Source organism: Dyadobacter sp. CY326, from assembly GCF_021390515.1.
In the GTDB taxonomy this organism is placed as follows: Bacteria; Bacteroidota; Bacteroidia; order Cytophagales; family Spirosomataceae; genus Dyadobacter.
In genome coordinates this window covers 16,523-35,903 of record NZ_JAJUXI010000008.1, presented here as the reverse complement: position 1 = coordinate 35,903, position 19,381 = coordinate 16,523, and the positions used below count along the sequence as shown (strand labels likewise).

At 45.9% G+C, this 19,381-nt stretch carries 18 protein-coding genes; 14 read left to right on the top strand and 4 right to left on the bottom strand.

Going from position 1 to position 19,381, the window contains the following annotated elements; genetic code table 11:
• Positions 1 to 155: 155 nt before the first annotated feature.
• From LZG73_RS16730 to LZG73_RS16720, 3 genes are all read left to right on the top strand, one after another.
• Positions 156 to 1,244 (top strand): Gfo/Idh/MocA family protein, encoded by a 1,089-nt coding sequence (locus LZG73_RS16730; protein ID WP_233852551.1) that lies wholly within the window; start codon positions 156 to 158, stop codon positions 1,242 to 1,244.
• Positions 1,245 to 1,470: 226 nt separating this feature from the next.
• Positions 1,471 to 2,094: a DUF4468 domain-containing protein gene (locus LZG73_RS16725; RefSeq protein ID WP_233852549.1), complete on the top strand. Its 624-nt coding sequence runs from the start codon at positions 1,471 to 1,473 to the stop codon at positions 2,092 to 2,094.
• A gap of 80 nt (positions 2,095 to 2,174) precedes the next feature.
• Positions 2,175 to 3,860: a hypothetical protein gene (locus LZG73_RS16720; RefSeq protein ID WP_233852542.1), complete on the top strand. Its 1,686-nt coding sequence runs from the start codon at positions 2,175 to 2,177 to the stop codon at positions 3,858 to 3,860.
• A 3-nt stretch (positions 3,861 to 3,863) separates the two neighbouring features.
• Here LZG73_RS16720 and LZG73_RS16715 read toward each other — a convergent pair whose 3' ends face one another.
• Entirely contained in the window at positions 3,864 to 4,313 is a 450-nt protein-coding gene (locus LZG73_RS16715; RefSeq protein WP_233852540.1) for a response regulator, read from the bottom strand.
• Between the two features lie 280 nt (positions 4,314 to 4,593).
• Between LZG73_RS16715 and LZG73_RS16710 the strand changes: the two genes are divergently transcribed.
• Positions 4,594 to 5,190 (top strand): hypothetical protein, encoded by a 597-nt coding sequence (locus LZG73_RS16710; protein WP_233852538.1) that lies wholly within the window; start codon positions 4,594 to 4,596, stop codon positions 5,188 to 5,190.
• Positions 5,191 to 5,238: 48 nt separating this feature from the next.
• Here the strand turns inward: LZG73_RS16710 and LZG73_RS16705 are convergent, their stop codons facing one another.
• Both LZG73_RS16705 and LZG73_RS16700 read right to left on the bottom strand, forming a co-directional pair.
• The gene (locus tag LZG73_RS16705; RefSeq protein WP_233852536.1) at positions 5,239 to 5,925 is read right to left on the bottom strand and encodes a DUF421 domain-containing protein; all 687 of its coding nucleotides are present in this window, start codon (positions 5,923 to 5,925) and stop codon (positions 5,239 to 5,241) included.
• Positions 5,922 to 6,650: a YetF domain-containing protein gene (locus LZG73_RS16700; protein ID WP_233852534.1), complete on the bottom strand. Its 729-nt coding sequence runs from the start codon at positions 6,648 to 6,650 to the stop codon at positions 5,922 to 5,924. The genes LZG73_RS16705 and LZG73_RS16700 overlap by 4 nt, the downstream gene beginning before the upstream one ends.
• A 349-nt stretch (positions 6,651 to 6,999) precedes the next feature.
• On the opposite strand from LZG73_RS16700, the gene LZG73_RS16695 reads away from it, so the two are divergent.
• The 6 genes from LZG73_RS16695 to LZG73_RS16670 all read left to right on the top strand — a co-directional run bounded on the left by LZG73_RS16695 (position 7,000) and on the right by LZG73_RS16670 (position 15,422).
• A complete protein-coding gene (locus LZG73_RS16695; RefSeq protein ID WP_233852532.1) occupies positions 7,000 to 7,566 on the top strand; it encodes a hypothetical protein in 567 nt (188 codons plus the stop codon).
• Between the two features lie 176 nt (positions 7,567 to 7,742).
• Entirely contained in the window at positions 7,743 to 8,615 is an 873-nt protein-coding gene (locus LZG73_RS16690) for a M48 family metallopeptidase (RefSeq protein WP_233852530.1), read from the top strand.
• 61 nt (positions 8,616 to 8,676) lie between these two features.
• The gene (locus tag LZG73_RS16685; protein WP_233852528.1) at positions 8,677 to 8,973 is read left to right on the top strand and encodes a helix-turn-helix transcriptional regulator; all 297 of its coding nucleotides are present in this window, start codon (positions 8,677 to 8,679) and stop codon (positions 8,971 to 8,973) included.
• A gap of 11 nt (positions 8,974 to 8,984) precedes the next feature.
• Positions 8,985 to 10,091, top strand: a complete 1,107-nt coding sequence (locus tag LZG73_RS16680; RefSeq protein WP_233852515.1) for an NADH:flavin oxidoreductase — start codon at positions 8,985 to 8,987, stop codon at positions 10,089 to 10,091.
• 209 nt (positions 10,092 to 10,300) lie between these two features.
• Positions 10,301 to 14,176, top strand: coding sequence for a hybrid sensor histidine kinase/response regulator (locus tag LZG73_RS16675; RefSeq protein ID WP_233852513.1), 3,876 nt, complete (start codon positions 10,301 to 10,303; stop codon positions 14,174 to 14,176).
• 97 nt (positions 14,177 to 14,273) lie between these two features.
• Positions 14,274 to 15,422, top strand: coding sequence for an acyltransferase (locus LZG73_RS16670; RefSeq protein ID WP_233852505.1), 1,149 nt, complete (start codon positions 14,274 to 14,276; stop codon positions 15,420 to 15,422).
• Here the strand turns inward: LZG73_RS16670 and LZG73_RS16665 are convergent.
• Positions 15,419 to 16,216, bottom strand: a complete 798-nt coding sequence (locus LZG73_RS16665) for a TspO/MBR family protein (RefSeq protein ID WP_233852503.1) — start codon at positions 16,214 to 16,216, stop codon at positions 15,419 to 15,421. The two genes, LZG73_RS16670 and LZG73_RS16665, sit on opposite strands and share 4 nt — an antisense overlap.
• A 45-nt stretch (positions 16,217 to 16,261) precedes the next feature.
• On the opposite strand from LZG73_RS16665, the gene mnmH reads away from it, so the two are divergent.
• The 4 genes from mnmH to LZG73_RS16645 all read left to right on the top strand — a co-directional run bounded on the left by mnmH (position 16,262) and on the right by LZG73_RS16645 (position 19,380).
• Positions 16,262 to 17,299 (top strand): tRNA 2-selenouridine(34) synthase MnmH, encoded by a 1,038-nt coding sequence (mnmH, locus tag LZG73_RS16660; protein ID WP_233852501.1) that lies wholly within the window; start codon positions 16,262 to 16,264, stop codon positions 17,297 to 17,299.
• Positions 17,300 to 17,311: 12 nt separating this feature from the next.
• The gene (selD, locus tag LZG73_RS16655; RefSeq protein ID WP_233852499.1) at positions 17,312 to 18,352 is read left to right on the top strand and encodes a selenide, water dikinase SelD; all 1,041 of its coding nucleotides are present in this window, start codon (positions 17,312 to 17,314) and stop codon (positions 18,350 to 18,352) included.
• A gap of 62 nt (positions 18,353 to 18,414) precedes the next feature.
• Positions 18,415 to 18,852 carry a rhodanese-like domain-containing protein gene (locus tag LZG73_RS16650; protein WP_233852497.1) on the top strand — a complete coding sequence of 146 codons (438 nt, stop codon included), beginning with the start codon at positions 18,415 to 18,417 and terminating at the stop codon, positions 18,850 to 18,852.
• Between the two features lie 12 nt (positions 18,853 to 18,864).
• Positions 18,865 to 19,380 (top strand): TlpA disulfide reductase family protein, encoded by a 516-nt coding sequence (locus tag LZG73_RS16645; RefSeq protein ID WP_233852495.1) that lies wholly within the window; start codon positions 18,865 to 18,867, stop codon positions 19,378 to 19,380.
• Position 19,381 lies beyond the last annotated feature (1 nt).

Here is a 19,381-nt window from a genome sequence, read left to right as displayed (position 1 = left end):
CTGAAAATGTTTGAAGGCCTATAAAAGAACGTTAAGATGCAATTAAAGGACATTTTGAGCAGAAATTATTAACTGTACAACTAACACTTCATTTTAAAATAAATATTCATATTTGTAGAGCCAATAAAAATATAACAATTTAAAAGCGATCAGCAATGCTATTAGAAAGACGAGACTTCCTATCCTCATTAACACTGGCCAGTGCAGCCACGCTGTTCTCCGGCAACCCTTTGCTGGCGGCTACTTCGCCCAAGAAAGACAAGCTCGGCATTGCCCTCGTTGGTCTGGGTTATTACAGCACCGACCTCCTTGCACCAGCTTTGCAGCTGACTGAGAAATGTTACCTGGCAGGGATCGTAACCGGCACGCCGGAAAAGGCAGCAACTTGGAAAACCAAATACAACATTCCTGACAAAAACATTTACAACTACAAGAATTTCGATCAGATCGCGAACAATCCCGACATTGATATTGTGTATGTGGTTTTGCCGCCATCCATGCACCGGGATTTTGTTGTGCGTGCTGCCAAGGCGGGAAAACATGTTTTTTGTGAAAAACCAATGGCGCCTTCCGTTGCAGACTGTGAAGCAATGATCAGCGCGTGCAAAAGCAATAAAGTGAAGCTCGCGATCGGTTACCGCTGTCAGCACGACCCGAACATTCAGGCTTATACGAAGGTGGCAAAGGAGCAAAAATTCGGGAAAGTGAAAATGGTGAACAGCGCAGCCGGCTATGTCGACAACCGCACCGACCATTGGAAACAGAAAAAGGCGCTTGGGGGCGGCGTCATGGGTGATATGGGCGTTTACGCATTGCAGGGAGCCAGGCTTGCAACAGGTGAGGAACCGATCAGCGTCATCGCCCAGGCTTCCACAACCCGGCCGGAGATTTACAAGGAAGTGGAAGAAACAATGATGTTCATGCTCGATTTCCCAAGCGGAGCGCGTGCTGCGTGCCAGACGAGTTTCGGCATTAATATGAATTACTTGCAGGTGAGTTATGAAAAAGGCTGGTTGAAATTGGAACCGCAGTCCGGTTACAATGGCAACAAAGGCAGCATGTCGGATGGCACCATTATTAACTTCCCGATCAAAAGCCAGCAGGCGAAGCAAATGGACGAAGATTGCACCGCGATCATGACCAATGCAGACCTGATTGCGCCAGGCGAGGAGGGACTTCGCGATATTCGCGTTGTTGAGGCGATTTACAAGTCGGTTGCGACTGGAAAAACCGTCAAAATTTAAAAAAACCGGAACATTGTTATAGGACATGTTACCAGCCGAAACATTGAGATTCGGCTGGTTATTTTTTGCCTATGTTAACAAGGGTGATTATTGGACAAAAGCTGGATTTGCGTATATGAAGGCTGTTTTGCCTTGCTATGTAACTGGAAATTTATAGGATATTTATTTGAATTACTTGAAAGAATGTTGTAGAATTACCTAACCTTCTGATCTTTACTCGACCATAATGAAGCAGTTCCTACCCTCAACGATATTATCAATTTTCCTTTTGTTTGCTCAACAGAGCCATGCACAAAAAGCCGGGCTTCCTTACAACAGATTCACGGGCGAAATTACTCAGACTAAATTTGTGCAAACCGGACAATCGCGAGAAAAGAGTTACAATGCGATAAAAGCCTGGATTGTAAAGAAATATCCCAACCACAGGCAGCTTATCCGCATCGACGATGCCGGTTCTGGCCAACTTGTTTTACAGGACACCGAGCCGATTTCCTCGGCCAAATTCAAGTCGTTCAGTTATCGCGTCAACATTGATATAAAGGACGGCAATTACACGTGTACCATCAACACAGTCAAGACATTAAGTCCGGGAGCGGATAGCTATGTCACTGCTGATCAGGATTTCTCGAATATGGGCATGTATGGTCAGGACATTGATGACATTGACCGTGAAATATCGATTACAAAGGATAAAAAGGAGCTTGCCAAACTCTTCAACGAGCGCCGCGTATTGACATCATTTTTGCGCGATTACCATAAATCACATTATGTCATGGATCTGCATTTTACCATGATTCAAAACGGCATTTATCAAAGCGTGGCGGGCGCAGGATCACTTGCCGCAAAATAAAAACCGGTCAACTTGTTACTAAGCGAATGGCGGAAATTTGAAATACATTTTTGTATCTTGAATTTCCAAACATTTTCACGATGCTAAGCTTTGATGAATGGCTTACCAATTACACTGTGGCCGGTTTTCTGCTGGTCTTGGCCTTTTCCTTATTATTTATTCAAAACAAATTCAGTAACCGGTCGCCGCCCGGGCGCATAGGCTGGTTGTGGGCAGCAGGGTTTTTTATTGTGCTTCTGATGATGCGCTATCCATTCATTGCATTCAATCAGGAGCTGGATGTAGATGAAAGTCAGATGCTTGCGCAGGCCCTTAGTCTTAAAAATTACTGGATTTACTGGAAATATGTGGACGGTCTTACTCAAGGGCCGCTCGCCAGTTATTTCCTTATCCTTCCTTCCTGGTTCGGGCTCCCCTTCGATTACACATCGGCACGAATGCTCGGATTTGTGTTTTTAAGTATCACGCTCACCGCCACATGCTGCACATTCAGAAATCTTTTTTCCTGGCCTGCGGCGCTGCTTGCTTTTCTGCCCATTGCTTTTTTTTATTTACTAAGTCAGGGAGCATTCACAACGCTATATAATGAATACGTTTGCCTCTGTCTTTTGTCGATCTGTTTTTGGTTGTTTTCAATCCTATATAAGCAGGAGCAGCCGGCCAGCCGGACGCTATTTTTGCTCGGATTTATAGCCGGAATGGTGCCTTTTGCCAAATTACAAGGCGTTCCTACGGCAATGCTTATTGTCATTTTTGCTGGTCTGCTTGTGCTCTTGCGCAGCATTCAAAAGGCAAAACCGCTTGCGTCGCTCATCTTCGGCGGGTTGCTTTTCCCTGTTATCGTCACATTATTGGCTGTTCGTTTTGAAGCAATTGAGTTTCTTTGGAATTTTTATGTTTTGGGAAATTTCCAATATTCGAGCGGCGGGAGCATTTGGGAAAAGGCGCTTAATTACCTGAATTTTTTGAGAAAATCGGGACAGTTTGCTTATCTGATCGCAGGATATGGTTTGCTGATTGGCTATGCGTTTGTCATGGCAGTGCGTGCCCGCAAGCTGCTGGCTTCGACGAATTTGCTTTTTTGGTTTGGTCTGCTGCATATCGTGATCGCATTTTACGCTGTAATCAAATCAGGCTATCTTTTTCCGCATTATCAGCAATTCGTCATCATTCCCATAGGCATTTTTACGGGCGTGCTGCTGGATATGACATTTACTGAAAATCAATGGACTGCGCAAAAAATGCGGCTCATCTTTATGGCAGGGGCTGCGATTTTAATGCTGCCACATTTTGCCGGAAAGGCCGCGTCGGTTTATGCTTATTCGAGTAAAAATCGGCCGCATATCAGTCGTGCAGACCTGGGCAAGCCGCTGGCTGTTTCGCCCGTTTCGAAGGAGATTATGCGCTATATTGTGCAGGGAGATGCAATTACGGTTTGGGGATGGCATCCGTCTTATCATCTGGAAACGGGATTGAGCCAGGCCACAGGTGATGTCATCGCTTATCGTATCTTGACCGAAAATAGTCATCAGCCCTTTTATCTCGCTAAATATTTGGAAGATTTAAAGCAGAGAAAGCCGGCCGTTCTCGTGGATCAGGTTACGACGCAATCTTTTTGGTTCAATGACACAGCGCGTTACACGCATGAGCACTTTCCGGGCGTCAATGATTTTGTTTTGAAGAATTACCAGCTCGTTTCGACCATTCAGGATGAGCGCATCTATGTTCGGAATGATCGGGTGAAGACTTTTGCAATGCAGCATTGATTGTCAATGCGTTTCTGTAAACTCCAAGTCCTTATCCAGCCAAAACCGGATAATGGATTTCATGGTGTTACGCACTTCATCAAAGTCAAAAGGTTTTGTAATGAAAGCATTCGCGCCAAGCTGATAACATTGTTGTATTTTGTCCTCACCTGTTTCCGAACTCATGATCACAAGGGGCAGATCCTCAAAAAAACCTTGTAGTTCCGGTTTGGGCTGGCGTAACAATCTCAGGAGTTGCATTCCATTCATCCCCGGCATATTGAGGTCAACAATCAACAGGGATGGAAATTCATTGGTTCTGCCCTGTCGTGCCAATGCTTCCAAATGGCGGTAAAGGACTTTGCCATCTTCAAAAAACCTGACGGGACATTCTCCGGAAAATCCTTTGATGGCTCTATAAAGTAAGAAGTGGTGATCAGGGTTATCGTCAACGATATAAGTTTCTTTTTTCATTCTAAAAGCAGCATTTGCAAACTACAATTTCATGTATAATAAACATACCATGACACCGCAATGCAGCTGCGAAATAGTTTGCAAAATCGTTTTAAAAATCAAAAAAAATATAATGCGCTCGAATCGTCCGTATGGCACGGCTTTTTCGAAAATAAAAAGTGCCAAATTTTTATGATACCACAGTGCTGTTGACATTTAAGGGACACTGTTTGTAGAATTTAATGTTTGCCAAAAGCGCTAGGAAAGGTTTTGGGTGCACATAGTACACAATTAGACGAACATGCAAAAGATAAAGTTGTTTTCTCAGTATGACATGGATGTCCTCTTCTACAAAATAGGGATGGACATTGCGGAGGAGGTCAATCATTGGCCCGACACATATTTTTCGGATGACCAGTTGCCAGGTCACATTCAGGAGCTTACAAGGCGTAAGGAGCTGCAAATCCCAGGTGCAGATTTTCGTAATGGTCAGTCCAGCACCATAGACAGAATTTACACAGCTTCGGAAATCCAGCTGCGAGGCAATCCGAATAAAAAGTTAAAGATCAAAGTGCTGGTTTATCAATATCCGTTCACTGGGGAAAGTTACCTGCTTGGTTGCAAGCCTGGTGCCGCATTCGAGCCTGTTGAAGGTGATTGGTTCATTGATCCGGCTAATCAAATGATTATTACAGAATATCACAATTACGAAAGCAAGCCAAAGCAAATTGTTAATAAGCATAATGCGTTGACCGAGAGGATGCAACAAATGCTCGAAGATATTTCTGCTGGTATGACGGAATTTAATGCAAATCTCGATAAGGTGATTGAACCTGTTGTGCTTGCCAAACAAAAAGAAGTGATTGAACGCCAACAGGTTTTATCATCCATCCGCTGACATGAATGCCGCATTGTAAAAGGTTTTTCCTTTGCGATGCGGCATTGCTTAATGCTTCGCGGCTACTGCATTGATCCACTCTTCACCTCCACAATTTTCGCAATTTGCATCGCTGTTACCATTGTTGCCGCATTTTTTGCAAACTGATTGCGGATAGGGATCATAAATGCGACGCCAAAACTCCTGGTCGAACTCTGGCAAGACGGCAAGCCCCGGCGGGACGTCAAGTTGACGTATAACTGTAAAGGTGCCCCCTGCTTCAAAGTATAGGCGCTTCACTTCGCCCGATTGCACGATGTCATTAGCCCTAAGCTGTGCAAAAACGCGCTCGCGGCTAATTCCGGTCGATTTCATATTGTCATAATTGAGCACACCGTCAGCAACCAGCACCGAGATGTTGCCCTGCGTGATGGATTCCAAATGCTGATTTCGCGTCGAAAGCCATGCAACCAGCTGTTGCACAAGCACCACAACCATGGCAATGATCACCGCTGGAAGCACGCCGCGATCAGGAGATTGAAGTGGCACCCCGATTGCTGCTGCGAGTGAAACCATCGCGATCATTTCATTGCGACTAAGCTGCGATGCCATCCTTTTTCCCATCAGCCGCATGGAGACCATTAAAATAATGTAAATGACCACAATCCTGAAAATGACTTCCGGATAGAAGCCGCCTGGCACATCGCCAAGAAATATTCTTTGCCAATCTGAAATTTTTATATCGTCTGGTTTCATGAGTTCTCGGTTTGGGGTGTGGGTTCAACATCCAGGGCAACCGTGGCTGGTTCCCAGTGTTTGGAATTGCAAACCGGGCATTGATCTCTTGCTTCTCTATCCGGGAGCGTTTTGCCGCAATCGAGACAAACTTGCACGCCATCCTTAACTTCCTGCGAAAACCATTTAATAGATTCGTCATCCGGAGGCAAAATTGCGAGTCCGGGCAGCGGGTCTTTCTTTTTGTAAATGCTGAAAACTCCGCATGCTTCCAGATAAGCCCTTTCCACCTCACCGAGGTTGTAGATGTTCTTGGACCGGATTGCAGAATATAGTTGCTGGTGGGAAATTTTGGTCTTCGCCATCTCCTTCAAATCCATCACACCGTCCTTAACAAGCAAACTTAGCGCTCCCTGACTTATTTCCTCAAATTTGCTGCTTTTGTATTCCGCAAAATTCAGCCCGCGCTGAAAAATCAGCGCACAAACCAGGATCATGATGCCCAGCAACAGCCCCGTTTGCGGCAACTGCATTCCCGGCGCTACAATCGCTCCGAGCGTAACCATCACTGCCAGTTCAGAAATCGTCAGCTGTCCACCCATTCTTTTTCCCATTAACCTGATAATGATCAGCAGGACCAAATAAATCACAAAAGTGCGCACCAAAACCTCCACTAAAAACACAGGCGGAGCCTGCCCAAACAGAATCCGATGCCAGTCGCCTGGTATTATGTCTTCCTTCTTCATTTCACTTGCTTGTTGATTATTTGACAAAAAACCGCGTCCTATATAATTGCGTACCAAAACAAGCCTCCCGCCGCCCGCGTATATCGTTACCGCTCGCTAAATGTGATTGATTTAACGGTTAAAAATTGTACTTTACCGTTAAATCAAAATCAATTCTTTCTGACCAACATTGTCAAATATTCCTCGTTGCTTTGTGTGTCGAAAGTCGGTGAATATTGATAATCATTTAAAAATAAAGCATTTGAATAAATAAGCACCACACATTTAAGCATCCGTTATGGCGGACATTGCAGTTAGTTTAAACAATTTTCTTACACCACAATTATAACAAAACCTATTTTAGCTTAAAATGAAAAATTTAATCAAGCGTATCGCATTACTTGGCATTTCATGCACACTATTTAATTGCAGCAACACAGAAGAGATTCAACCGGGAAGTGGTTCTGGTGCCGCGCAACAGGTGCAGTTATCTGCAGACGGTCAAACACAAGAAGCAGCAGCTGGCTTAAATGGTCTGATCCCTGTGAACCAAACGGCTTGGCGGGTTGCAAAAACATTGACTTTGGAACAGGGAAAGGGCTTTAACCTGATCAGCCCGTTTGCAATTACTTCGGAGTTTGGCGGCGACATCAGCTGGGGTTCTTATGGATGCTATGCAGCTTTGAAACCTGTTAAAGTCTCATTTCACAATTTGAAAATTGTCGATGTCTCGTCTATCACACCATTGTATTTGAAGACATTGCCTTTCAATCAAACACCAATCGCAAACGCTCCGGAAGGCTCCGCATCGTGGGTCAATTATATGCCGGCGAAAACAATCGTTGCGTGTAAAACTGCGAACGGGAAATATTATCTGGTGGAAGTTCTGTCAGACAATCCTTTGAAAGTGAATATTTATCACCCGTTCCGCATATAACCGGTCCAGAAAGCAGGTTATCCTTTTTAATGCAATTCAGTCGCTTATTTGCTCCGGAAAAGCAGATAGGCGACTTTTTTGTTGGGAACAATTATGGTTTTAGAATCTGCGCCGTATTCAAAATCGGTTTTCATTAACTTGTGCCAAAATCAAAACGCCCACAACGCACAGGCCTTATGCTTGAACTTCTTGTTGTAATCACCTTTTTTGGATACATATATTATTTAAGGAATTACGCCGACCTCCGGACCAAGTCGGAAAAGGAGGAGGCTGCGTTCGCGCCCGGCATTACGCTTTGTGCAAATGGCCAGTTTGAAGATGCGTTTCTGTATTTCAATGCGCGGGTTAAGGAACGGCCAGCTTCGTGCATTGCGCATTTGTACAGAGGTTTGGCTGAAAAGGGCAGGGGCGACAGGGGCGCTGCATTAGCTGACATTCAGACGGCGGTCAGCCTGGATGATGACGTATTTCGTGCGCATATGGAGCTGGGGAAATTATATCTGGAAGACGGAAAGTCGGAAGATGCGCTTTCAGCATTCAATAAGGCGGTTACGGCTGCACAGGAAAGTTCACCCGAGCCATATCACTGGCGGGGAAAGGTTTACTCCATTTTAGGACAGGGAGGAGAGGCGACGGCAGATTTTTTATCCGAGACGCGCCTTTTAGAGAAAATCAAGAATAATAAATCGGCCGCTAATGTGGTTAAGCCGCCATTTCTAGACAAAAAACTGATCATCAGCGCATCCATGGTTTTTTTTACCAGTGCATTGGTCGTTGCCGTGGTGAAAGATGCAGAAAGCATTCACCTGCCCTATTTGGTTGCTGTATTTTCCGCCATTATCATTGGTTTTGCGGAACCTTACAAAGGCTGGCTGCTCGCACTCATGCAATGTGCATTGATTCTGGCGGGCTATTTTCTCTTCACTTCACGGCCATCCAATGAAGCCGAACGCGAGCTCGAAAATTTCAGTCTCTACGGCTCCATGATCCTCACATTCGTTGCCAGCTTCCTTGGCGGTTTTATGAAACGGGCGCTAAACATGCAATAATGTGAACTAATGTTGCCAGGCCATAGTTAATAGACATATCGGGAAAAGTCGATATGTTGATATGATGGATCACCTGGAAATATTTAAAGCGCTCTCCAACAAGACCAGACTGGAGATTTTGAACTGGCTGAAAGAACCGGAAGCAAGCTTTCCGGAGCAGGATTTTTTTGATCATGGCGTTTGCGTCGGTCAGATTCAGCAAAAGGCCGGACTTACACAATCCACCATTTCTGAATATTTATCCATTCTGCAGCGTGCCGGGCTGGTAACATCCACCCGTGTGGGCCAGTGGACCTATTATCAACGTAACGAGGAAGCTTTCAAAGCCCTGAGCCAAGTTATCCAATCAGAAATTTAGTAAAAGCAATCATGAAAACAGACACCCTGTTTAGGCCATTCAGCCTTAAATCGTTAAATATTAAGAATCGCATTGTCATGGCGCCAATGACGCGGTCTTTCTCTCCAAATGGCGTTCCAACAGACGCGGTTGCAGCTTATTATAGCAAGCGTGCCGAAAACGAAGTGGGCTTAATCCTTTCCGAAGGCACGGTTATCGACCGCGTTTCGTCTTCCAATGACGCTGATATTCCGCATTTCCATGGCGAGCAATCACTTGCGGGCTGGCAGAAAGTGATTAGCCAGGTGCACAGTTCAGGCGGCGCAATGGGGCCGCAGATCTGGCATATGGGCGTGATGGATAACCATCATTCCGGCTGGGTTCCGGCCGAGCCGTTCGAAGGTCCGTCGGGCATAGGCAGGCCTGGGTTTGTGAATGGCAAAGTGATGAATGACAACGATATAGCAGAAGTTATCACAGCTTTCGGGCGTTCAGCGGCGGATGCAAAAAGACTCGGCTTTGACACATTGGAACTTCACGGCGCGCACGGTTACCTGATCGATCAGTTTTTCTGGGATCAAACCAACAAACGTTCTGATATTTTTGGAGGAAAAACATTGCCCGAACGCAGCCGTTTTGCGATCGAAGTGATCAAGGAAGTGCGTAAGCAGGTTGGCCCTGACTTTGCCCTTATCATTCGTTTGTCGCAGTTCAAACCTTCGGCTTATGACAACAAACTGGCGGCGACGCCACAGGAAATGGAAGCTTGGCTGAACCCTTTGGCCGAAGCCGGAATCGATATTTTCCATTGCTCGCAGCGCCGTTTTTGGGAACCCGAATTTGAAGGATCAGATCTTAACTTTGCAGGCTGGGCTAAAAAGCTGACGGGACAAGCGACAATTACTGTCGGTTCCATTGGTCTAACAGGCGAATTTCTGGCCGCGTTTGCAGGTGAAAGTTCAGAGCCAAGTTCTCTCGACGAACTGGTAAGACGCATGGATCGCGGCGACTTTGATCTTGTTGCCGTAGGCCGTCCATTGCTTGCTGATCCTGCCTGGGCACATAAAATCCACGAATCGCGAACTGCTGAGCTTAAAGGGTTTAGCAAAGAAGCATTACGCGAATTGGTGATGAGCTAAAAACAAAAATCTTATTATAGAGAGTAAAAAGACGCCTTCATGGGCGTTTTTTTATGTTTATGGATAAATCTGTTTTGATTTCAAGATTTATTTAAACAATGCAAACATCTTATTTTCACAGTTCAAGCTCATAATGAGCGTTTAATTGCTTTTAAGGTGTATATTACTACAAAATTTGCAAAGTAATTTTACGTCCCTTCCATTCAAGCATGAAGCTGAAAACTTTACGGTTTTTCTGTGCGTTTTTGATGCATTGCGTTGCATTAAGCGCCTTTTCACAAAGTAAGCCCATTCATTTCAGACATATCTCCGCCGAAAACGGACTGATTAATAATAATGTCAATTGCACGCTGCAAGACAGCAAAGGCTTCATGTGGATTGGCACAAAAGGCGGACTGACCCGTTATGACGGGCACCAGTTTTTGGTTTATAAAAATGAAGAGAACGGTAAAAATAGTCTGAGCAACGATTTTGTAACCTGTTTGGCCGAAGATGGCGCGGGAAATATTTGGATTGCGACCAGCGGTGGCGGGCTTAATGTGCTGGATAGAAGCCGAAAAAACTTCAAGACTTATTATTACGAGGCGCACAATCCGAAAACCATTTCGGACGATTTTATTAATAAAATTGCTTTTGATAAGGCAGGCAAACTATGGGTTGCAACAACCGGCGGCCTCGACCTCTTTGATCCGGCCAAAGGAGAAGTAACCAAGCAGTTTAAATTAGATTTCAAAAATCCCAACAGCCTGACCTGCGACGATGTCAACACTGTTTTTTGTGACCGGCAAAATAATATCTGGGTGGGAACATCATGCGGTTTGAACTTGCTCGACAGGCACTCAAACACATTCAAAAGATTTTTGACAGACGATAGAAATCCGGCTTCGCTGTCCGGCAATGATGTGCGGACGTTGTTCCAAGACAGCAAAAATCAAATTTGGGTGGGCACTTATGGAGCCGGCTTGAACCTTTATCAGCCCATTGAAGGCACATTCAGGCGCTTCCGCAATGCTCCAAGTGATGTGGCCAGTTTGTCAAACAACAACATTACCAGCATTAATGAAAACGGAAGCGAGATTTGGGTCGGAACAGAAAACGGCGGTTTGAATATTTTGAACACCAACAACTGGACGTTCACATCGCACTTGCACGACGAAGTTGACCTGAGCAGCGTTGCCGGTAATTCGGTTGATTGCATTTTCAAAGATGGGCAGCAGAACTTTTGGCTGGGCACTTATAGCGGCGGACTTAGCATTTACAACAGCAATAACAGTTTTGAGCATTATCGGCACAGCTCGTCGAAAAACAGCCTTTCTGATAATGCTGTGCTAAGCTTTTATGAAGACGCAGACCGCGACATTTGGATCGGCACGGACGGCGGCGGGCTCAATTTGTTTGATAAAAAAACACAGAAGTTTACGGCCTATCGTCAGCAATCTTCGGGGCAGGGCATCTCAGGGGACTTTGTGCTGGCCATCATGCCCGGTGCGGACAATAAGTTATGGGTCGCGACATGGGGGGATGGGCTTAATTTATTTGATCCTAAAACAGGAAAATCAACTGTCTTCAAACACCAGGCGGAGCAGGCCAACAATCTGTATAACAACAATGTATACGCGCTTGCCAAAACGCCGGACAACAGGATCTGGATCAGCACTTATGGCGAAGGAGTGGACGCTTATGATCCGGCAACCAAGACTTTTAAGCACTATCTAAGCGAAACAGAAAACCTAAAAACATTGTCAGATAACACGGTAAATTGTTTTTTGACGGATAGCAAAGGAAATCTGTGGTTGGGGACAGATGAAGGGCAGCTCAACCGTTACAACCCGGCCACTGACAGCTTTACCAGATTCAAAATTTCAGGAAGCGCACGCGTTTTCAACACCGCGATCAATTGCATTGTCGAAGATAAAAATGGCATCTTGTGGCTCTCAACGCTCAAAGGCCTGATCCGGTGTGACCCGGTGACGGGCAAATTTAAGAAATACACGACGGCCAATGGTCTGATCAATAACGTGACCCAAGCCCTTGTGGAAGATGATGCGGGCATGCTTTGGATCACCACAATCGGCGGACTTTCCATGTTCGATCCGAAGCTTGAAAAGTTTCAAAATTTTCCTGTTGAATATGGCTTGCAGGCAAAAGAATTTAAACAAAAAGCTGCGTATAAGGACGGCGAAGGCAATCTTTATTTTGGAGGCGTCAATGGCTTCAATAAGGTTCACCCCAGCAATATCCGCCGCGAACACAATGCATATCCGATCCTGATCACCAATTTCAAGATATTCAACCGGGACGGACGCGTGGCCGAGAGAGGCGACGCAGCACGCAATCTGCCCGTTGACATTACAGAGGCCAGGGAGATCACATTAGCGCATGACCAGTCGTTTATAAGCATTGATTATGCTGCGCTGGATTTTGTGTCGTCGCAAAAAAACTATGCGTACATGCTCGAAGGTTTTGACCGGGAATGGAATTTTGCGGGCAATAAAAACACAGCCATTTACACAAACCTGCCACCCGGCGAATATCATTTCAAAGTCAGGGCGCAGAACATTTCAGGGGAATGGATTACCAGCAAGCAAAGCCTGACCATTGTTGTCAAACCGCCTTTTTGGGCAACCTGGTGGTTCCGTTTGGCGGTTATTCTGCTTGGCGCAGGCATTGCCTATTTGTTTTACAGTTACCGTGTTAATGCCATTGTCCGCCAAAAAGCGAAGCTCGAACAGCTGGTCGAAGAACGCACCGTTATGGTTCAGCGGCAGGCCGAGGAATTGCATGCGCAATCGGATCATTTGCAGGCATTGAATGAAGAGTTGCAGTCGCAGTCGGAGGAGCTTCGCGTGCAGACCGAAGAGTTGTATGAGCAGCACGAGCAAGCCAAGTCTGCACGTGAGGAGGCCGAGCGGGCGAATCAGGCGAAAAGCATATTCCTGGCTACAATGAGCCATGAAATCAGGACGCCTATGAATGGGGTCATTGGTATGACGGCATTGCTTTCGGAAACGGAACTCACTGAGGAACAGCAAGATTACACAAGGACCATTGCCATGTGCGGCGAGACATTGGTGAGTGTAATTAATGATGTGCTGGATTTTTCAAAAATTGAGTCGGGAAAAGTGGATCTTGAAGCGCACGAATTTGAGTTGAAGCTCACGCTGGACGAAATGGTCAATTTATTTGCATTTCAGGCATCGAAGCAAGGCATTACGCTTCGCTATCACATTGATCATGAGCTTCCGCATTATCTGATCGGTGACAGCACGAGGTTGAAGCAAATATTGACCAACCTGATCAATAATGCATTGAAATTCACGAGTAAGGGAGAAGTTTTCGTTCGTGCTTACAAATATTCGGAGGCCGAAGATGGCGAAATTGGCGTTGGATTTACAGTGAAAGATACGGGCATAGGCATCAAGGAGGCCAATATGCCTAACTTGTTCCAGGCATTTTCTCAAGTGGATTCCTCTGTTAATCGCAAATATGGCGGCACAGGGCTGGGTTTGGTTATTTGTGAGCGACTCGTGCGGTTGATGGGCGGCGATATTCGTGTTGAAAGCGAATATGGCGCCGGATCATCATTCCACTTTTTCATCACAACCGGATTTTCGGACAAAATTCCTAGCCACCGAAATCTGCAACTGGAAGCGCAGGTGGATAACCGGTTGTTAGACAAGGCTTTCTCAACCCAATATCCGCTCCGCATCCTCGTTGCTGAGGACAATCTTGTCAATCAGAAATTCATTGATTATGTTTTGAAAAAGCTTGGTTACGAGATTTTGATCGCACAAACGGGCTTGCAAGTCATTGAAAACCTTGCTGATGAGCAATATGACGTCATTTTGATGGACATTCAAATGCCTGAGATGGATGGATTGGAAGCGACGGAAATCATACGAAAACAATACGGCCCGCTTCCCTACATTGTCGCCCTCACCGCCAACGCCATGAACGAGGATCGCATACGGTGCATGAGCATTGGCATGGACGATTATATGGCGAAGCCTATGAAACTGGAAGTGATCAAGGAAGTTTTGAAAAAGGCTTTTGACAAAATTCAACAGCTGCACGAGAATGCTTAATGTGCCTGACCGACACAATTTTGGGAAATCAAATCAATGCTTGATTTAAAATAATCGGCTTTTTGTAAATTCAGCTTCCAGCCGTAACCGCAAAACAATGTCCGTCTCTCCGTCAGCAAAGGTTTCCGAACAGCCGCAAAGCAAAATCGTTTACATTGATTACCTGAAAGTGCTGCTAACCGCGCTGGTGATTTTGCATCATGCTTTTGTGACTTACGGTGCACCCGGCGGCTGGTATTATTTTGAAAAAACGACCATTAAGGGCGTCGTTCTGGCCATGACCATGTTTGTCTCGGTCAACCAGTCTTTTTTCATGGGCTTTTTCTTTTTTCTTTCCGCACTCTTCATTCCTGCGTCATACAAGAAGAAAGGCGCCGCTGTTTTTCTCAAAGACCGACTTTTCAGGCTCGGCATTCCGCTGCTCTTTTATTCTTTCATTCTGGCAACGGTGATGAATTATCTTGTCTATTATTACGCCGGACAACACGATATAACATTTTTGCAATTCATATCCGGTTATGATGGCTGGATCAATGTCGGCGTTTTATGGTTTGTGGTGGCGCTGCTGCTGTTTTCCTTTTGTTATGTTATTTGGAAAAAAGTCGTTCAACGCGAGCCGATAGCGTGGAAATTGCCGACAGCAAAACAGATCCTGCTGTTTGGCGCAGGAGTAGGCGCTATAAGTTTTTTGGTAAGACTGATTTTTCCGATTGGCTGGGTTCTGGATCCGGTTGGGTTTCAATTAGGCCATTTTCCACAATACATTTTTGCTTTTATTTTTGGGATAATCGCCGCCGAAAACAAGTGGGTTGCTCAGATCGATGAACAATACAAACGTCTGCCTGTCATTGTTTTATGTCTCATTATTTTTGGACTTCCCGCAATATTTGTTGTGAAAGCAATCTTCAACAGCCCGCTGGAAAATTTCGTTGGCGGCTTTCATAAAGAAGCAATGTTATATGCATTTTGGGAACAGATTACGGGTTTCGCCATCATGGCTGCGTTGCTTGCGTTTGGCAAAAAACGGTTGAACAAACCCTTTGAGTTTATGAATAAAATGTCCCGCTGCGCATTCGCGGTTTACATTTTGCACCCATTCGTTTTGGTATGTTTATCGTTGCTTTGCAAAAATTGGGGAGTTGATCCCGCTATGAAACTGCTCGTGGTGGGGCCGCAGGCTGTCTTTTTCAGCTTCCTTTTAGGCTATGTTTTTGTTAAAATTCCTGTTGTCAATAAAGTTGTTTAACGACTTCTGAGGCTTCCGCCTTCGCCAGCAAAATGTTTGCCCTGATTGAGATAGCCGTGGATTCCGGTGCTGATAATAATTACGGCTACAACGGCAACAGCTGTGAATGCAATGGCCCGATTTTCATCCCAATTGGCTGTCGCAACTGCCGTAATTCCCCATGCTCCGACCAGTGCTGCTTCCCTCAGATTGCGGTTCCAGGTTAGCAGGAGCTGCACAAGTCCTCCAACGCAAATCATAATAATCGTCCAGGTTTCAGCCGAAAGGCCAAATCCGTCCCATTTGATTTTGGTAAGATAAGCTGCAACATTAGCGATAAGCGCCACGGTAATCCAGCCAACATAAAGTGCAAAAGGCCACCATTCGAGTGCGATTCTTCTCAGCGAAATCAGGTCCAGTTCCATGCGTGTGCGGATCACAATGCCCAAAAGCGAGGCGAGGAGCACGACCATAATCAGCACAGACGCGCCTGTATAATCGTAAAGCCAGGCAATGATCCAAAGACAGTTCGCAATGCAGGAAATCACAAACAACCAACCGATTTTACTCACAATTTCCGGTGCCCGCTTGTCATTGAAAAGTCCTTTGCTTTGGTAAAAGATGAAAACAGCAAGGCCGATATAAATCACGCCCCAAATGGAGAACGCGTATCCCGAGGGCGTGAAAAAGTTTTGATATTCGGCCGACACGGTTGCCATCGTAGCGTTGTTGAACACGCCCGTGTTGGACAGATAATTCACAATGAGCGTTACAACGAAAGCCAGTATATTCGCCGTCTGCAAAGTCTTTGTCATGATGATGCGCTTAGTTTTAGTTGCAACGTACAAAGCTTGTGCCACATGATCAAGACGATATCGATCACCGAATTTTTTACGCTGCAAAATGCTGTGCCGCTTGCCGACGTACGCACGCCGGCGGAGTTCGCGCATGGCCATATTCCGGGCGCATTCAATCTGCCGCTGTTTAGCAATGAGGAGCGTGTTTTGATTGGGATAACTTATAAAAAGGTTGGACGTGAAGAGGCGATTCTGCTGGGATTCGACCTTACCGGAGCCAAATGGTCGGGTTTTATCAAATATGCTTTGAAAATGTCGCCTGAAAAACGAATTGCCGTGCATTGCTGGCGCGGCGGCATGCGCAGCGGTGCAATGGCCTGGGCGCTTGACCTTTACGGTTTCGAGGTTTTTTTGATTGAAGGAGGTTACAAGCGTTACAGAAATTGGGTGCTCAGGCATTTTGAGCAAGCTTACGAATTGTGTGTTCTGGGCGGCCGCACGGGTTCAGGTAAGACGAAACTGCTGCGGGAACTGGCATCATTAGGTGAGCAAGTTATTGATCTTGAAGATCTTGCGCAGCATCAGGGTTCGTCATACGGAACGATGAACAAGATGGTGCAACCTTCACAAGAACAGTTTGAGAACAATCTTGCCCTGCAATTAAAGGACGTTGACGCCAACCGGCGCATATGGGTTGAGGACGAAAGCAGAAACATTGGAAAACTAAACATTCCTGCACCGTTTTTTATACAAATGAAAAACGCAATGCTTGTCGACGTCCATGTCGAACTGGACCAACGCGTCAAATCGCTGACATTGGAATACGGTCCATTGGACAAGAACTTCCTGACCGAATGCACGTTACGGATTCAAAAAAGACTGGGGCCCTTGCAAACCAAACAAGCCATTGCGGCCATCGCAGACGGGCGCATGGAGGAATTTGTTAAAATTGTGCTTGTTTACTATGATAAAACTTACCTGAAAGATCTTACCAAAAGGAGTGCTGATAAGATCTTTTCTCTTGAACTAACCAGCGCAGATATGCTGGAAAATGCGAAACAAATTTTAAATTTTACATCCGCTGTGCCCACAAAGGCATAGCGAAATAATTGAATGGATACAACTGCTATTAAACTCACACAATATTCTCACGGCGCTGGCTGCGGGTGCAAAATCAGTCCGGCTATTTTGGACAAAATTCTCCATAGTCCGATCATTGCGCAAGCGGACCCGCGGTTGCTCGTAGGCAATGACAAGCGCGATGATGCGGCTGTTCTGGATCTGGGCAACGGAACGGCGCTGATTTCCACGACTGATTTTTTCATGCCCATTGTCGATGATGCGTATGATTTCGGGCGGATCGGCTCCGCAAATGCCATCAGTGATGTGTACGCGATGGGAGGGAAACCTGTGCTGGCCATTGCGATTTTGGGCTGGCCAATTGATAAACTTGCCCCCGAGGTTGCTCAAAAAGTCCTCGAAGGTTCGCGGGCAATTTGCGCAGAGGCAGGCATAACGCTCGCAGGCGGGCACAGCATTGACTGTCCCGAACCAGTTTTTGGGCTGTCGGTCAATGGCCTGGTGAATATTCCGCAGCTCAAACAAAACTCCACCGCAAAGGCTGGTTGCCGGTTGTATCTGACCAAGGCGCTCGGCGTTGGAATTCTTTCCACCGCGCAAAAAAGAGGGCTTTTACTTGCAGAAGACGCGGCTATCGCATTGAAAAGCATGGTGAAATTGAACAAGCTCGGCGAGACTTTCGCGCAGATGGAAGGCGTGGAAGCAATGACGGATATTACGGGTTTTGGACTGCTCGGTCACCTTTCCGAAATGTGCGAAGGAAGCGGCCTTTCTGCGGTGATTGAATTTGACAAAGTGCCTGTAATCGACTCATTGCCATATTATTTGGACCAGCAATGTTATCCTGGCGGCACGCAACGCAACTTAATGAGTTACGGTCACAAGATCGGGCCGCTGACCGACAGCCAAAAATACATTCTCGCCGATCCGCAGACGAGCGGCGGCCTGCTCGTTGCTGTCAGAGCCGATTTCGCAGATGAGTTTGAGAATACAATGTCCGATTTGGGACATAAATTGGTATCTTTCGGCTGGCTCGAAGCCCCGCACAATGGGCCATTGATTTCGGTTCAGTGAGGAATTATTGCCGTAATCAGATTTATTTTAGAAAATTTTAAAAATTTAATAATCCGATAGATATGAAAAATTTTAAGCAATGCATGTTGTTGTTTTCCTTCATCTTGTTGTCAATTAGCGTGAAAGCGCAAACCAAAGTGGAGCCGTGGACCGACGCGCAATTGATGCCAACGAGTCAGCTTGCTGCATTGATCAACGATCCAAAGGCTGACAAGCCACTGATTATCAACATTGGTCCACAGGCGGTGATTAAAGGTTCGGTGGATGTGGGGCCAGGGAAGGAAAAGGAGAACATTAGGAAGTTGGAAAAAATGCTTTCCAAAGAAGATAAAAACCGGGAAGTGGTGTTGTATTGCGGCTGCTGTCCTTTCGACAAATGCCCTAACATTCGTCCGGCTTTTAGTCTGATTAAGGAAAAGGGTTTTGCGAAAGCAAAATTGCTCAATGTGCCTAAAAACATCAAGACCGATTGGATCGATCCGGGCTATCCTGTTAATTAAATGGTGCAGTGCATGATATTGAATGTGAGGAAATTGTGTTTTAGTTTCGTGTTGCTGGCCAATGTCAATGCACTCGCTCAGAAGGCTTTAATTGCGGTCGGGAATCAGGCGCCGGAAATAGCGCTCGCCTCCGTGGCGGGCGACACCATTACGCTTGCGTCCCAGAAAGGAAAAGTTGTTTTAGTTGATTTTTGGGCAAGCTGGTGTGCGCCGTGCGTGGAGGAGCAACCGGTGCTTCGAACAATTTATAACCAGTTTAATAAGTCCGCAAGCACGGAAAAGCGCTTCGAAATATTTGGCGTTTCGCTTGATAGCAAGAAGCCAGCCTGGGAAAAGATCATCCGGAAATATAGAATCAATTGGATTCAGGTCAGCGATCTTAAATTCTGGAGGTCGCCAGTGGCCAAAACCTACGAAATCGAAGCCCTACCATTCAATGTTTTAGTGGACAAAACCGGCACCATTATCGGCATCAATCTGCACGGCAAAGCGCTAGAAGAGATGATTGGAGCAGCGCTTGAAAAGTGAG